This window comes from Serratia sp. CY44782, from assembly GCF_052168715.1.
GTDB lineage: Bacteria > Pseudomonadota > Gammaproteobacteria > Enterobacterales > Enterobacteriaceae > Serratia > Serratia nevei.
This window is the reverse complement of sequence record NZ_JBJNME010000006.1, coordinates 51,747-66,576: the sequence shown is the minus strand read 5'-3', so window position 1 is coordinate 66,576 and position 14,830 is coordinate 51,747. Positions and strand designations below refer to the sequence as shown.

Here is a 14,830-nt window from a genome sequence, read left to right as displayed (position 1 = left end):
GCGGCGGTTGAAAGCATTAACTTACTGAATTACAGTTGTTATACCGCTGGCAGAAAGGCGGGCCTATTCGATCCACTGCAGAGGCGCTTTGCAGGGCGTTAACCCACGTTAATTCGGCACTAACCCCACAAAACCTCTATCTAGTTTTTTTCCTCCAACTTAGATAGCAGAGAGTTCGATGATTACCATTAGAGCACGCGCGGCGGAAGACAACGCGCAATTGGCAGATATCTGGCTGCGTTCGGTGCGCGCCACTCACCATTTTTTAACCGAAGACAACATCGCGCAGCTGTTCCCGCTGGTGCTGAACGACTACCTGCCGGCGGTTAACGTCTGGGTGGCCGAAGAGCGGCCGGGGCACCCCTGCGGCTTTATCGGCCTGAACGGCAACAAGGTGGAGATGCTGTTTATCGACGCCGATCAGCGCGGCAAAGGGGTGGGCAAAGCGCTGCTGACCCACGCGGAAACGCTGCACGATGAACTGCAGCTGGACGTGAACGAGCAAAACCCGCAGGCCAGCGGTTTCTATCGCCACTACGGGTTTGTCATCACCGGCCGCTCGCCGCTCGACGGCCAGGGCAACCCGTTCCCGCTGCTGCACATGAAGCTGGACAAACGCTAGCCCTACCGCCGGCCGCCCTGCGGCCGGTTTTCTCCCCCCTGTTTCACCCGCCGTTTTATATATCAAATCAGAATAAGTAATAGAATTTACATTCTTCCTGTCACTATAAACCCTCGGTAGGATTGCCCGGTATTCACCCGCAACAGAGATTCCGTCCGCCACTCCCCGCCGGGTTGTGCCCCGCAGAAAAGCCGAACGATCCCTGTCCGGCGCACCGCGCTCTGGACGGAATGCTGTGAAGTATCGATAAGGATCCGCTTCGCTATGATCGTTCTTTCGAACGTTTGCAAAACTTTTGACAGCACACAGGGCCGCGTCGTGGCGGTAGACAACGTCAGCCTGGCGGTAGAGGCCGGGCAAATTTACGGCATCATCGGCTACAGCGGCGCCGGCAAAAGCACGCTCATCCGCCTGCTTAACGGCCTGGAAACGCCCACCAGCGGCCGCATTGACGTAGGCGGCTTCGATATCGCCCGCGCCAAAGGCAGCCACCTGCGCCAGGCGCGCCTGAAAATCAGCATGGTGTTTCAGCACTTCAACCTGCTGTGGTCGCGCACCGTCAGCCAAAACATCGCTTTTTCCATGCAGATCGCCGGCGTGCCCAAGGCGCAGATTGCGCCGCGCGTGGCGGAACTGATCGCGCTGGTCGGCCTGCAGGGGCGCGAAGACGCCTACCCGTCGCAGCTCAGCGGCGGCCAGAAACAGCGTGTCGGCATCGCCCGCGCGCTGGCCAATAACCCGAGCGTGCTGCTGTGCGACGAGGCCACCTCGGCGCTCGACCCGCAGACCACCGACGCCATTCTCGACCTGCTGCTGGACATCAACCGCCAGCTGAAATTGACCATCGTGCTGATCACCCACGAGATGCACGTGGTGCGCAAAATCTGCCACCGCGTGGCGGTGATGGAAAACGGCCGCATCGTCGAAGAAGGCCCGGTGCTCGACGTGTTCACCCGACCACAGCAGCCGATCACCCGGCAGTTCGTCAAACAGGTGTCGCAGTATGCGGATACCGAAGAGAGCTTCAACCCGCTGCTCACCGCCCATCTGCCGGGGGCGATTTTCAAGCTGACCTTCGTGGGCGTGCAAACCCATCAGGCGGTGATCTCTGAAGTGATCCGGCGCTATGCCCTGACCATCAACATTCTGCACGGCAAGATCAGCCACACCCTCAACGGTTCGTTCGGCGAACTGTACATCCACGCCGAAGGCAACGAACAACAAGTCGCCGACATGCTCAGCCTGCTGCACGAAAGAGACATCGCCGTCGAGGTTATCCAACATGATTGAATCCCTGTTCCCCCACCTGCGTCTGGATCAACTGTGGGACGCCACTTGGGAAACGCTGTACATGACCGGCATCGCCGGTTTGGCCACGTTGGTGCTGGGCATCGTGCTCGGCGTGCTGCTGTTTTTAACTTCGAAGGGCCAGCTGTGGCAGAACCGGGCGGTCTACTCGCTGATCTCCGTGTTGGTCAACGTCTTCCGCTCCATTCCGTTCATCATTTTGATCGTGCTGCTGATCCCGTTCACCAAATCGCTGATCGGCACCATTCTCGGCGCGGACGCGGCCCTGCCGGCGCTGATCGTCGGCGCGGCGCCGTTCTACGCCCGGCTGGTGGAGATCGCGCTGCGCGAGGTCGACAAAGGGGTGATCGAGGCGGCGCGCTCGATGGGCGCCAAAAACCGCACCCTGATTTTCCGCGTATTGCTGCCGGAGAGCTCGCCGGCGCTGGTTTCCGGCATCACCGTCACCCTGATCGCGCTGGTGAGCTACACCGCGATGGCTGGGGTGATCGGCGCCGGTGGCCTGGGCAACCTGGCCTATCTGGAAGGGTTCCAACGCAACCACAGTGACGTGACGCTGGTGGCGACGCTGACGATTCTGCTGATCGTTTTCGTCATTCAGTTCATCGGCGACACCCTGACAAGAACGCTCGATAAACGTTAATTAACCAAGGAAAACGATGATGAAAAAGCACCTACTGATGTTGGCTTTCGCCTCCGTCGCCACCCTCGCCTCTTTTGGCGCCACGGCAGCGACCAAGCTGGTGGTCGGCGCCTCCAACGTGCCGCACGCCGAGATCCTCGAACAGGCCAAGCCGATACTGGCGAAGGAAGGCATCGATCTGCAGATCAAGCGCTTTCAGGACTACATCCTGCCGAACACCGCACTGGCCAGCCACGACATCGACGCCAACTACTTCCAGCACGTGCCTTACCTGAACTCGGTGCTGAAAGACCACGCCGACGACAAGAGCTACGACTTCGTCAGCGCCGGCGCGATCCATATTGAGCCTATCGGCATCTACTCGAAGAAGTACAAGAGCCTGAAAGATCTGCCGGAAAACGGCAAAATCATCATGCGCGACGCGGTGGCGGAAGAAGGCCGCATCCTGTCTATTTTTGAACGGGAAGGCGTGATCAAGCTGAAGCCGGGGGTGAGCAAAGTGGACGCGCGCATCAGCGACGTGGTGGAAAACCCGAAACACCTGAAGTTCCAGGCCAACGTTGAGGGCGCGCTGCTGCCGCAAATGTACAACAACGACGAAGGCGACGCGGTGGTGATCAACGCCAACTACGCCATCGACGCCGGGCTGAATCCGACCAAAGATCCGATCGCGGTCGAAAGCGGCGAAAACAACCCGTACGCCAACATCATCACCGTGCACAAGGCCGACGTGAACAAACCGGAGATCGTGGCGCTGGTCAAGGTACTGCACTCCAAACCGATTCAGGACTTTATCCGCGAGAAATACCAGGGCGCGGTGATCCCGGTCAATCAGTAATGGGTTACACGGCCCGGTAAAAGCCGGGCCGGTTGTTACACCTTATTGCCAATCTGGCTGAGCCGTGGCCACACCAGCATCAACGCCTCCAGCAACCGCAGCAGATCGCTCCGGCTTGCCCCTTCGCGGGCCTGCACCGACATGCCTTCAATGGTGCAAATCACGTATTTCGCCAGCAGCGTGGTGTCGGTTTTCGCCAGCAGTTCGCCCTGCTGCACCTTGCGATCGAAGCAGGCCTTCAGCGCCGCTTCCTGCGCATGATGCTTCCTGCGCAGCATCTGGGCGACGTCGTCGGACGCCGACGACAGCGCGGCGGAGGCGCACACCATAAAGCAGCCTGACGGCGTGTCGGGGTCGGTAAACACCTCGGCGGAAGAACGCACGTAGGCTTCGACGATCTCGGCCACCGGCAGATCCTGCTCCAACAGTTGGTTGGTGCAGGTAGTGTATTTTTGCAGATAGCGTTCAACCGCCGCGCGGAACATCCCTTCTTTGTTGCCGAATTCCGCATACAGCGTTGGCGCCTTGGCGCCGGTCACTTCCACCAGATCGGCCAGCGAGGTGGCTTCATAACCGTGCCGCCAGAACAGATCGAGCGCGCTTTCCAGCGCCCGGTCGCGATCAAATTGTTTCGGTCTGCCACGGCTTTTTTTGCCGCAGACCTCTTCATTGATGCTCATCGTTCCTCTCCTATCCCGCTCCACGGCAGGCTTAGCACAAATAACTTAACGATCATTATAAAAAAATATTGCGCCCTCGTCGAGAACCGATTAGCATTTAGTTATCGATCGTTAAGATAAATTATCGAAGCGGATTAAACCCCTCTATTCACCGTTATCGGAAAGGAAATAACATCATGAAAAACTTAAAATTAACCTTAGCAGCTCTCACTCTGGCCAGCGTTTCCTTCGGCAGCTTCGCCGCCGATTTAGTCCAGAGCCAACCGGCTGACCAGCAGAAAGTGGGTGTCATCACCGTCAGCGGCGCATCCGATCTGACCTCGCTGGAAAGTAGCCTGGCCGCCAAAGCCGATCAGGCCGGTGCAAAATCCTTCCGCATCATCGGCGCCGGCGGTAACAACCAGCTGCACGGAACTGCAGAAATCTATCAATAACAACGCATTAAGCCAACGGATTGCCTGTTCTTTTGCTCACAACGCCAGGGCGTAAAAAAATTAATTAACGAGCATTAAAAAAATACTTGCAATCTGTCAAACCGGCATCTAACATTAAATTATCGATCGTTAATTAATTTAACGACCTTACCAAACAAACATTGTAAAGAACACAGATAGGAAATAAGACTATGAAAAACCTGAAAATGACCATCGCCGCCATCGCACTGGCTTCCGTCTCCTTCGGCAGCTTCGCCGCCGAACTGGTCAACGCTCAACCGGCCGATCTGCAAAAAGCCGGCGTCGTCACCGTCAGCGGTGCGTCCGACCTGAGCAGCCTGGAAAACAAACTGGCGGCCAAAGCCGACGCAGCCGGCGCCAAATCCTTCCAGATCATCGCAACCACCGGCGACAACAAACTGCACGGTACCGCGATCATCTACAATTAATTGCCACACCGGCAATCGCGCAAAAGGGCGGCTCAGGCCGCCTTTTGTTTTATCTGCCCGCCAACGCGCCGGTCGGTTTACGGGATCCACCCCAGCAGTCTGAACCACAGATAATCCAACGGCACCAGCAGCGCAAAGCTGAGCGCGGCCAACAGCAGGCACAGCTTCAACCCTTCACGCGCCGGTACTTTGCCCATCCCCATCGCCACCACGATCGGCGAAGCCTGATACGGCAGCAGCGGCGTGGCGTAACCGATCACCTGGGTCATCAGCACCGTCAGCAGCGGCAGGCCGCTGCCCGCGGACAAGGCCTGCGCCAGCGGGGTAAACAGCGCCGGCACGCCGTTGGCGGTCACCACGAAATTCAGCAATGCGGTGATCCCCACCAGCGAACCGAATGCGGTGAACGGTTTGCCGTGCAGATCCGGCATCATCGCCAGCAGCGCACCGCCCAGCCGATCGCCAAGCCCCGAGTGGCTGACCAGCGCGGTCAGCCCCAGGATCCCCGCCACGTAGATGCAGGTGCGCACGTTAACCCCGGCGGCGAACTGCTCGCCGTTAAGAAACCCGATGCGCGGCAGCAGGCAAACGCAGGCCGCCGCCAACCCTATCCAGGCGGGAGCGATGCCATGCCAGCTGTCGGTCATCCACAGCAGCACCGTGGCGCCCAACAGCGCGATCAGCCGCCATTCGGCGGCGCTGAGCGGGGTTTGCGCCGCCTCGGCCGCCACCGGCTGCGGCCGCGCACGGAACAGGCCGCAGATGCACAGCGTCAGCAGCGCGCCTTTGGCGACCCCGAGCACCGGGGCGTGCAACAGCAGGTAAGAGAGATAAGCGAAGTGGCTGCCGTAGGCGCTTTCCGCCGCGCCGCTCATCACCAGATTGGGCACGTTGGCCGGCAGGATGCTGGCGGAGAGCTGGAAGGTGCCGAACCCCACCGCCAGCGCCAAACCGATGCGGCCGCGCGTGCCCTCAGCCAGACCGGCGCGATCGGCCAACGCCATGACGATCGGCATCAGCAGCGTAATGCGCCCCATGTTGGAAGGCATGACAAACGCCAGCGCGTAGCTTATCGCCACCACCCCGCCCACCAGGCGGGGCCAGGAGCCGGCCAGGTGCGGCAAGAGCCGGTTGGCCAGGCGATCCGCCAAGCCGGTGTTGCGGATGGCGGTGCCCAGCACGAAACCGCTGAGCACCAGCCAGAATGCGGAAGACGCGAAACCGGAAAAGGTCACCGCGGCGGGCGCCAGCTGTAACACCATCACCGCTGCGAAGAACAACAGCGCAACCAAATACTCCGGCAAGCGGGCGCTGGCCCATAGCGCGATGACCACCAGCGTGACCAGCGCGGACAGCGCCATCGGATCCCCCAACATAGTTTCCTCCCTGATAAAACGTTGTGATTGTTATCAAACGGTTAACAGGGTGGCACAAGGCGCGGGCGCTAACCTTGAAACCGCTCACATATCGTCGTTCTTCAGATTTTTCAGCATGCACACGTTGCAACCGTGATGGCCGGTGTTGCCGCGCCGTTCCGTCAGCAGCGTGAATCCCAGCGCGTAGTACAACCCGATCGCCTCTTTCAACTGTTCGGTGGTTTCCAGGTAGCAGTAGCGATACCCCGCCGCCCGCGCCGCCTTCAGCGCCTGCACCACCATATAGCGCGCCATGCCCAGCCCACGCGCGCCGGGTTTGAAGAACAGCTTTTGCAGCTCGCAATAGCCGGGCTCTTCGCCCGCCAGCGGCGCCATGCCGACGCCCCCCACCACCTGCCCGTCCCGCTCCAGCACCCAGTAATGGCCGCTGTTGTCGCGATACAGACCGGTCAGCCGATCGAGATCCGGATCGTGCAGGCTGACGCCTTCCATCTTGTCCATGCCATACTCGCGAAACACGTCGCGAATGATCGCCGCCATCGCCGCATCGTCGCGCGCGGCAATCGGCCGCACCCGCAGGTTGGCGTCGCGCTGTTTGCGCGCGCTGCGCAGCGCCGCGGTCATCTTTTTCATCGCCGCGGTGGTGCTCGCCAGCTCATCGTCGTCCAACTGCGCCAGCGCCGCCTGCATAAAACCGTCGGCGTCACTCTCGATGCCGGCCAGCGCTTTGCCGCCCTTTTTACTCAGCCGATGCAGGTTGTGCCGCTTGTCATCCGGATGATCCACCGTTTCTATCACACCGGCGGCAACCAGGCTGCGCAGCGCCCGGCTGGCGCTGGCCTTGTCGATGCAAAGCCGGGCCGCCAGTTCGGTGACGCCCAGCGGCTGCTCGCTGACTTCAATCATCAGATGGATCTGCAGCGGCGAAAAGCGCGAGCCGTTGCTCTGCTTGTTCAACATGCCGAATTCTCTGACCAAACTGCGCGCCAATGCTCTGAAATCCCTGATGTTCACGATTGATATCCCCGATTAGCTACCGATGAAAAATGACACTTGGTTGATAGTGTTACCTAATTTTCACTACCTTAACGGATCATCAAGCCGTCATGAACCCCGGCATAACACAGGAGCTGATGCAAAACGTAACATTAATCAATACAACAAACTGGTTAGTTAAAATATTTCAGGATTAATGGCCATGTATTTAAGATTAAAAAGACAATAACCCAGACAAAAAATACACAATCGTGAAAAACACTGTAATGAAGAGAGAAAATCGAGACTAATCCATTGCATTCCAACGGGTTACAACAATGTTAATAGCGGCATTAATGCCGATATATTGTTGTAATTTGTTACATATTCATGGCAGGATCGCGGCGTTTCTATAACGGCGACAACGCTCGTTATATCAACGTCGGGCGCGGGTTGCTCCCGCGCTGTTTTATGCTCATGGAGAGATTGCACGCCAATGAAAAAATCACTCGCCGTCTGTTCCGTCGCCCTTTCCGTCACCTTGCTGGCGGGCTGCGCGACCGAATCTTCTCGCACTTTGGAAGTGCCGAAAGTCGCTTCCTACAACACCACTTATCAGGGCCCACGCAGCCCTATCGCCGTCGGTAAATTCGACAACCGCTCCAGCTACATGAACGGCATCTTCTCCGATGGCGTCGATCGACTGGGCAATCAGTCCAAGACTATCCTGATCACGCATTTGCAACAGACTGGCCGTTTCAACGTGCTGGATCGCGCCAACATGGAAGAGCTGAAAACTGAAGCCGGCATTAAAGGGAAGGCACAAACGCTGAAAGGCGCCAATTATGTGATTACCGGCGATGTCACCGAATTCGGCCGTAAAGAAGTCGGCGATCATCAGCTGTGGGGGATCTTGGGCCGGGGTAAATCACAAGTCGCTTACGCCAAAGTCAATCTGAACGTCGTAAACGTACAGACCTCAGAAGTCGTCTTTTCCTCTCAGGGCGCCGGTGAATACGAACTGTCCAATCGCGAAATCATCGGTTTCGGGGGCACCGCCAGCTACGACTCCACCCTTAACGGCAAGGTGCTGGACCTGGCCGTGCGTGAAGCCGTCAATAACCTGGTCACCGGTATCGAAAATGGCGCATGGCGCCCTGCTAACTAACGGAATAGAAGCAGAAAGATGATAACTAAAAAAATGGGCGGGGCGCTGTTTGCAGCGACCCTGCTGGCCGGCTGCGCCGCGCCGAAAACGCTTTACAATTGGGATGGCTACCAAACTTCTCTCTATCAATACTACCAGCAGGAGGGGCAAAGCCCTGAGCAGCAGATCGCCACGCTGAAAGAGATCGTCGAGAAATCCCGCGCCAAGGATAAAGCCGTACCACCAGGTCTGCATGCGCAACTGGGGCTGCTGTACAGCAAAACCGGCAACGACGGACAAGCAATGAGTGAATTCAACACGGAAAAAACGCTGTTCCCGGAATCGGCGCCGTTTATGAATTTCCTGATGGCCAGGGATAAGGGGAGTTTTAAATGAAGCGTGTACTCACTTTACTCGGCGTTGCCGCCACCCTGTTGCTAAGCGGCTGCGCCAAGCAGACGCCTTATGATTATGCGGCGTTCCATGAGAGCAAGCCGAAGTCGATTCTGGTCTTGCCGCCGGTTAACCAGTCGCCGGATATCAAAGCCAGCCACAGCGTACTCGCCAGCGCCACCCTGCCGTTGGCCGAGGCCGGTTACTATGTGCTGCCGGTCGCTGTAGTGGAGGAAACCTTCCTGCAAAACGGTCTAACCAACGCCAACGACATTCGCGCCGTCAGTCCGAAAAAACTGCACCAGATTTTCGGCGCCGACACCGTGCTGTATCTGGATGTCACGCAATACGGCACCAGCTACATGGTGATCAGCAGCGAAACCCGCGTTGCCGTAGCCGCTCGCCTGGTCGATTTGCGCAACGGCAAACAGCTGTGGGCCGGCACCGCCACCGCATCCAGCAACGAAGGCAACAACAACTCCGGAGGCCTGCTGGGCATGGTGATCAGCGCCGCGATTTCACAAATCGCCGATACCATCAGCGACAAAGGATTTGATGTTGGCGCCATCGCCAACACCCGTCTGTTATCGGCGACAGGTCAGAACGGCGCCATTCTTTATGGCCCACGCTCACCTCATTACGCCAGCCAGCGTTAAGCCATCTCTCGGGCGGCCTTCTCGGGCCGCCTATACCAAACTTGTCCCTTTTGCCAAAAGTAGCCCATGCTTTAACTGCTCCTCTCCTTCTGGCTAACCGGGACGCTGGCTCATGACGAAAAAAACCACCCTGCTGCAATTCTTCCACTGGTACTACCCCGACGGCGGCAAACTGTGGCAGGAGGCCGCCGAGCGCGCGCCGCACCTGGCCGAACTGGGTATTACCGACCTGTGGCTGCCGCCTGCCTACAAGGGCGCTTCCGGCGGCTACTCCGTCGGCTACGATACTTACGATCTGTTCGATCTCGGCGAATTTGACCAGAAAGGCAGCGTAGCCACCAAATACGGCGACAAGGCGGCACTCGAACACGCCGCCACTACGCTGCGCGAACACGGCGTCGGGGTGCTCTACGACGTAGTGTTCAACCACAAGCTCGGCGCGGACGAGAAAGAACAGGTACACGTGTTCAAGGTGGACGCCAACAACCGCAACGACATCGACGACCAGGGCTTCGACGCGCTGGCCTACACCCGCTTCACCTTTCCCGGCCGCCAGGGCGTGCATTCCGAGTTTATCTGGGATTACACATGCTTCAGCGGCGTCGATTACGTTGAGCAGCCGGACGACAAAGGGGTGTTCAAAATCGCCAACGACTATGGTGACGACGGCTGGAACGATCAGGTCGACGACGAAAAAGGCAACTACGACTATCTGATGGGGGCCGACGTGGAGTTCCGCAATGCCGCCGTGACGGAGGAGCTCAAATACTGGGCGCGCTGGCTGTTGGAAAGCCTGCCGTGCGACGGCTTCCGCCTGGACGCCGCCAAACACATTCCCGCCTGGTTCTTCAAAGAGTGGGCGGATCACGTGCGCGGCAGCGCACAGCGCGACCTGTTTATCGTCGCCGAATACTGGTCGCACGATCTGAGTGCGCTGCAACAATACATCGAGCTGGTGGACGGCAAGGTGATGCTGTTCGACGTGGCGCTGCACCTGAAGTTTCATCAGGCGTCGAAACAGGGCGACGGCTTCGACATGGCGCAGATCTTCACCGATACCCTGACCGCCGCCGATCCGGCCCACGCGGTAACGCTGGTCGCCAACCACGACACCCAACCGTTGCAATCGCTGGAAGCGCCGGTAGAACCTTGGTTCAAGCCGCTGGCCTACGCGCTGATCCTGCTGCGCGAACAGGGCGTGCCCTGCGTGTTTTACCCCGACCTGTATGGCGCCAGCTACCGCGACAAGGGGCGCGACGGCGGCGAGTACCAGATTGACATGCCGGCGATCCCGGAGCTGGAGAAGCTGATTGCCGCTCGCCAGCGTTTCGCCAACGGCCCGCAAACCGACTACTTCGACGACAGCCACTGCGTGGCCTTCAGCCGCGCCGGCACCGCCGAGGCCCCCGGCTGCGTGGTGGTACTGACCAACGGCGACGAGAGCGGCAAGACCGTCGCGCTGGGCGCCGATTTGGCGCACACCGCCTGGCGCGATTTCCTCGGCAACCGCCAGGAGGAGATCACCACCGACGACCAGGGCAGCGCCCATTTCCCGGTCAACGCCGGCAGCGTCAGCGTCTGGGTGCCGGCCGCCAGCCTGTGAGCGCCCGCCGCCGCGTAATGATGACGCGGCGGCAAAACTAATGTTTGCCTTTCGGGTCTAACTTACGCTATCAACTGCGCAAGCCATTCACACCGGAGCCTAAATAGGGTACAAGGCTGCATGAAAATTCCAAAACGACTCCAGCCGCTGGTTGATGACGGGTTAATCGACGAAGTCATCCGCCGGTTGAAAAGCGGCAAAGAAGCCGACGTGTTTATCGTGCGCTGCGGCGATGAGATCCGCTGCGCCAAAGTGTACAAAGAGGCCGAGAAGCGCAACTTCAAGCAGGCCGTTCACTATCAGGAAGGGCGCAAGGTGCGCAACAGCCGCGACGCGCGCGCCATGAGCAAAGGCTCCAAATTCGGCCGCCAGCAGCAGGAAGAAGCCTGGCAAAACACCGAAGTGGACGCGCTGTATCTGCTGGCCAAGGCCGGGGTGCGGGTGCCGCAGCCGGACATCTGCCTGGACGGCGTGCTGCTGATGGAGCTGATCACCGACGAAGAAGGCCTGGTGGCGCCACGCCTGAGCGATGTCATCCTGACGCCGGAACAGGCGCGCGCCGATCACGCCCTGATGATGAACTACGCGGTGCGCATGCTGTGCGCCGGGCTGGTGCACGGCGACCTGTCGGAATTCAACGTGCTGATGGATAAAAACGGGCCGGTGATCATCGATCTGCCGCAGGTGGTGGACGCCGCCGCCAACAACCACGCCAAAAGCATGTTCGAGCGCGATATCGGCAATCTGGCCGAGTATTACGGCCAGTTCGCGCCGGAACTGCGCGACAGCCAATACGCCAAAGAGATTTGGGCGCTGTATCAGGAAGGCAACCTGACGCCGGACAGCGTCCTCAGCGGCCGGTTCAGCGAAATCCAGAAGCGCGCCGACGTCGGCTCGGTACTGGAAGAGATCCAGGCCGCCAGCGAGGAGCATCAGCGCCGCATGATGGCGCGCAACGCGGAAGAGTAACGCGCCGCGCTATTCGACGCGAAACACGTCCGGCCGCTGCGGCGTCGCCGCCTCGTGATAGATATCCCCCAGATAGCCGGCGATCTCCTCTTCGCGCAGGTCGGCCGGCAGCACGATATCGTAGCTGGGGGCATACTTGCGCTCCGGCAGCGTCACGCGGAACAGCCGCCATTCGTCCCCGATGCGCTTCACGCCCAGCAGACGGCCGAACACGTTAAAAATCATCATCCGCCATTCCCCCCCTTGACGCTTTCAGGCTATAACACTGTGATGCCGCCGCAGTGAAAAGGAAAGCGTATGAGTGAAAAAACGCCGCAGTTCTGGCGCGATCCGCAGTTGCCGTTCGTCGAAGCCCGCGCCATCGCGGATGGCCGCCAGGTGTGCTACAGCCTGCACAGCCACGAATTCTTTTCCATCGGCGCCATCACCGGCGGTGTCAGCACCTATGTCAACGGCGAGCGGCGCATGCAGGTCAGCGCCGGCGATCTGGTTGTCATCAACCCGCAGCAGGCGCATGCCTGCAACCCCATTGCCGATCGCCGTTGGTCGTACATCATGTTCTATCTCGATCTCGCCTGGCTCGGTGCGCTGCAGCAGGAGCTGCTCGGCGGCGACGGTGACCGTTTTGTTCCGTTCAGCCAGCCGCTCAGCCGCGATCCGGCGCTGTTCCACGGCCTGAACCGGCTTTATGCGCTGCTGACGGATCCATTGTGCAGCGCGCTGGAAAAACAGATCGCCATGGTGGAGTATTTCAGCGCCCTGCAGCTCGGGCTGGGTGATGTCCGCCAGCCGGAGACACCGCCGCATACCCGACTGGAAGCGGCGGCGGCGTTTATCGACGCGCACTGCACCCTGCCGCTGACGCTGGACGACATTTGCCGCGCCGCCGCGCTGTCCCCTTCTTACCTGATCCGCGCCTTCCGCCAGCGCTACGGCATGACGCCGCACGCCTATCTGGTCAATCGCCGCGTGCAGCACGGCCATCGGCTGTTGAAGAGCGGCCTGCCGATCGCCGCGGCCGCCAGCGAAAGCGGCTTTGCCGATCAGGCGCACTTCCAGCGCACCTTCAAGCAGCTGCTGGCCGCCACGCCGGGGCAGTATCAAAAACCCTCCGCCAGCAGATAGCAGGCGCTGGCCGCCAACAGCAGCGCCATCGCCCAGTTGAAACGCCGCACGTTGCGCGCCTGCCTGAGGAGGCCGCGCAGCATCGCGCCGACATAGGCCCAGCAGGCCACCGAGGCATAGCAAATCACGAAGTAGAGCCCGGCGAACTGCCACAGCAACAGCATATCGCCGTCGCCGACAAAGGCGCCGAGGCTGGCCACCGACGCCAGCCACGCCTTGGGGTTCAGCCATTGCATCAGCGCACCGTACCAACAGGAAGGCGCCCGCGCCGCGCCGTTGCCCAATCTGCCGTCGTCAAACGCCAGCCGGTAGGCCATAAACAGCAGGAAGGCCACGCCGGCCCACTGAATCAAGCGGGTCAGCGCCGGCCACAGGGTCAGCAGCTGGTGCATGCCCAATCCCAGCAGCACCAGCAACAGGGTAAACCCCAGCGTGGCGCCGAACACGTGACGCTGGGTCGCGCCAAAGCCGAATTGCGCCCCGGCGCTCAAGGCGACGATGTTGACCGGGCCGGGGGTGATGGAGGTCGCCAGCGCAAACGCGGCCATGGAAAGGTAGATATTCATGATGGGCACCTGAGAAAGTATTCACAGGCGCCAGAATGCCGACCGCCGCCGACAACGTATTGAACAGAATTGCCCTGTTCGGTTTAACGCGCGATCGCCGCCCGGCGGCGCGGCAGCCCGAAGGTGTTGACCGCCATGCCGGCCAGCACCAGCAATGCGCCGCCGAACTGCGCCGGCGACAGCGCTTCATCCAGCAGCAGCCAGGCGGCGAACAGCCCGACCAGCGGCACCAGCAGCGTCAGCGGCGCAACCCGCCAGGTTTCATAGCGCCCCAGCAGGCTGCCCCACACCGAATAACCGAACAGCGTGGCGGCGAACGCCAGGTAGGCGACCGCCAGCCAGGTGCCGACCTGCGCATGGCTCAGGCTGCTCAGCACCGCCTGCGGGCCGTCGAACAGCCAGCTGCAGGCCAGGAACGGCACGACCGGGATCGGCGCGCTCCACACCACCAGCGATAAAATATTACGCTGCGGGAAACCGGCCAGGATCTTCTTGTTGGTCAGGTTGCCCAGCGCCCAGGAAAACGCCGCCGCCAGCGTCAGCAGCAGGCCCGCCAGGGGGACCGCGCCGCTGCCCGGCTTATGCAGGCTGGCCTGCGCCAGCACCAGCATGCCGCCGCTGGCGATAGCGATGCCGACAAAATGGTTGACGCGCAGCTTTTCGCCCATCAGCACGACACCCAACAGCAGGGTGAAGAACACCTGCGCCTGCAACACCAGCGAAGCCAGCCCCGCCGGCATCCCCACCTTGATAGCGACGAACAGAAACGCGAACTGTGCGAAGCTCATGGTCATGCCATACAGCAGCAGCCATTTCCACGGGATAGTCGGGCGCGGGATAAAGAAGATCGCCGGCAACGCCACCAGCAAGAAACGCATTCCGGCCAGCAGAAACGGCGGCATGCCCTGTAAACCGAACTTGATCACGACGAAATTCACGCCCCAGATCACCACCACCAACAGCGCCAACAGCCGATCGCGCAATGTCATCCTCGCCCCGCTTATCCCATTGAAAATTCGCTTTAGCTTGCAGGTTACAACCAAACC

The 14,830-nt window shown here is 60.1% G+C and carries 18 protein-coding genes; 12 read left to right on the top strand and 6 right to left on the bottom strand.

The features are described from left to right. The first annotated feature begins 178 nt into the window (after positions 1-178). The 4 genes from ACJ8HT_RS12640 to ACJ8HT_RS12625 all read left to right on the top strand — a co-directional run bounded on the left by ACJ8HT_RS12640 (position 179) and on the right by ACJ8HT_RS12625 (position 3,411). Positions 179-622, top strand: coding sequence for an acetyltransferase (locus tag ACJ8HT_RS12640; RefSeq protein ID WP_015377088.1), 444 nt, complete (start codon positions 179-181; stop codon positions 620-622). 264 nt (positions 623-886) lie between these two features. After that, positions 887-1,912 carry a methionine ABC transporter ATP-binding protein gene (locus tag ACJ8HT_RS12635; protein WP_033647004.1) on the top strand — a complete coding sequence of 342 codons (1,026 nt, stop codon included), beginning with the start codon at positions 887-889 and terminating at the stop codon, positions 1,910-1,912. After that, positions 1,905-2,573, top strand: a complete 669-nt coding sequence (locus ACJ8HT_RS12630) for a methionine ABC transporter permease (protein WP_033637581.1) — start codon at positions 1,905-1,907, stop codon at positions 2,571-2,573. Before ACJ8HT_RS12635 ends, ACJ8HT_RS12630 begins: the two co-directional genes overlap by 8 nt. A gap of 19 nt (positions 2,574-2,592) precedes the next feature. Beyond that, on the top strand, positions 2,593-3,411 hold the full coding sequence (locus tag ACJ8HT_RS12625; protein WP_038880058.1) for a MetQ/NlpA family ABC transporter substrate-binding protein: 819 nt from the start codon (positions 2,593-2,595) through the stop codon (positions 3,409-3,411). 35 nt (positions 3,412-3,446) lie between these two features. Here ACJ8HT_RS12625 and ACJ8HT_RS12620 read toward each other — a convergent pair whose 3' ends face one another. After that, positions 3,447-4,091, bottom strand: coding sequence for a TetR/AcrR family transcriptional regulator (locus ACJ8HT_RS12620; RefSeq protein WP_194571849.1), 645 nt, complete (start codon positions 4,089-4,091; stop codon positions 3,447-3,449). A gap of 176 nt (positions 4,092-4,267) precedes the next feature. Here ACJ8HT_RS12620 and bhsA (ACJ8HT_RS12615) point away from each other — a divergent pair, with 176 nt between their 5' ends. Together bhsA (ACJ8HT_RS12615) and bhsA (ACJ8HT_RS12610) are read left to right on the top strand one after the other, a co-directional pair. After that, a complete protein-coding gene (gene bhsA / locus ACJ8HT_RS12615; RefSeq protein WP_060421097.1) occupies positions 4,268-4,525 on the top strand; it encodes a multiple stress resistance protein BhsA in 258 nt (85 codons plus the stop codon). A gap of 191 nt (positions 4,526-4,716) precedes the next feature. After that, positions 4,717-4,974, top strand: coding sequence for a multiple stress resistance protein BhsA (gene bhsA / locus ACJ8HT_RS12610; RefSeq protein ID WP_004939517.1), 258 nt, complete (start codon positions 4,717-4,719; stop codon positions 4,972-4,974). 77 nt (positions 4,975-5,051) lie between these two features. Here bhsA (ACJ8HT_RS12610) and ACJ8HT_RS12605 read toward each other — a convergent pair whose 3' ends face one another. Continuing rightward, positions 5,052-6,350, bottom strand: coding sequence for an SLC13 family permease (locus ACJ8HT_RS12605; protein ID WP_197652190.1), 1,299 nt, complete (start codon positions 6,348-6,350; stop codon positions 5,052-5,054). Between the two features lie 84 nt (positions 6,351-6,434). Then, entirely contained in the window at positions 6,435-7,340 is a 906-nt protein-coding gene (locus ACJ8HT_RS12600) for a GNAT family N-acetyltransferase (RefSeq protein ID WP_197652351.1), read from the bottom strand. Between the two features lie 481 nt (positions 7,341-7,821). Here ACJ8HT_RS12600 and ACJ8HT_RS12595 point away from each other — a divergent pair, with 481 nt between their 5' ends. The 5 genes from ACJ8HT_RS12595 to ACJ8HT_RS12575 all read left to right on the top strand — a co-directional run bounded on the left by ACJ8HT_RS12595 (position 7,822) and on the right by ACJ8HT_RS12575 (position 12,093). After that, entirely contained in the window at positions 7,822-8,493 is a 672-nt protein-coding gene (locus tag ACJ8HT_RS12595) for a CsgG/HfaB family protein (RefSeq protein ID WP_004939528.1), read from the top strand. Positions 8,494-8,511: 18 nt separating this feature from the next. Next, positions 8,512-8,868 (top strand): DUF4810 domain-containing protein, encoded by a 357-nt coding sequence (locus ACJ8HT_RS12590; protein ID WP_060421091.1) that lies wholly within the window; start codon positions 8,512-8,514, stop codon positions 8,866-8,868. Further along, positions 8,865-9,521, top strand: coding sequence for a DUF799 domain-containing protein (locus ACJ8HT_RS12585; protein WP_197652191.1), 657 nt, complete (start codon positions 8,865-8,867; stop codon positions 9,519-9,521). The genes ACJ8HT_RS12590 and ACJ8HT_RS12585 overlap by 4 nt, the downstream gene beginning before the upstream one ends. 112 nt (positions 9,522-9,633) lie before the next feature. Further along, positions 9,634-11,124: an alpha-amylase gene (gene amyA, locus ACJ8HT_RS12580; protein WP_197652192.1), complete on the top strand. Its 1,491-nt coding sequence runs from the start codon at positions 9,634-9,636 to the stop codon at positions 11,122-11,124. Between the two features lie 120 nt (positions 11,125-11,244). Then, positions 11,245-12,093, top strand: a complete 849-nt coding sequence (locus ACJ8HT_RS12575; RefSeq protein WP_197652193.1) for a PA4780 family RIO1-like protein kinase — start codon at positions 11,245-11,247, stop codon at positions 12,091-12,093. Between the two features lie 9 nt (positions 12,094-12,102). Here the strand turns inward: ACJ8HT_RS12575 and ACJ8HT_RS12570 are convergent, their stop codons facing one another. Further along, positions 12,103-12,321: a DUF7661 family protein gene (locus ACJ8HT_RS12570; protein WP_038879994.1), complete on the bottom strand. Its 219-nt coding sequence runs from the start codon at positions 12,319-12,321 to the stop codon at positions 12,103-12,105. Positions 12,322-12,390: 69 nt separating this feature from the next. Between ACJ8HT_RS12570 and ACJ8HT_RS12565 the strand changes: the two genes are divergently transcribed. Continuing rightward, entirely contained in the window at positions 12,391-13,218 is an 828-nt protein-coding gene (locus ACJ8HT_RS12565) for an AraC family transcriptional regulator (protein ID WP_197652194.1), read from the top strand. Here ACJ8HT_RS12565 and ACJ8HT_RS12560 read toward each other — a convergent pair. Together ACJ8HT_RS12560 and ACJ8HT_RS12555 are read right to left on the bottom strand one after the other, a co-directional pair. Beyond that, the gene (locus ACJ8HT_RS12560) at positions 13,194-13,784 is read right to left on the bottom strand and encodes a LysE family translocator (protein ID WP_197652195.1); all 591 of its coding nucleotides are present in this window, start codon (positions 13,782-13,784) and stop codon (positions 13,194-13,196) included. The two genes, ACJ8HT_RS12565 and ACJ8HT_RS12560, sit on opposite strands and share 25 nt — an antisense overlap. Positions 13,785-13,867: 83 nt before the next feature. After that, on the bottom strand, positions 13,868-14,773 hold the full coding sequence (locus ACJ8HT_RS12555; protein ID WP_197652196.1) for an EamA family transporter: 906 nt from the start codon (positions 14,771-14,773) through the stop codon (positions 13,868-13,870). Positions 14,774-14,830 lie beyond the last annotated feature (57 nt).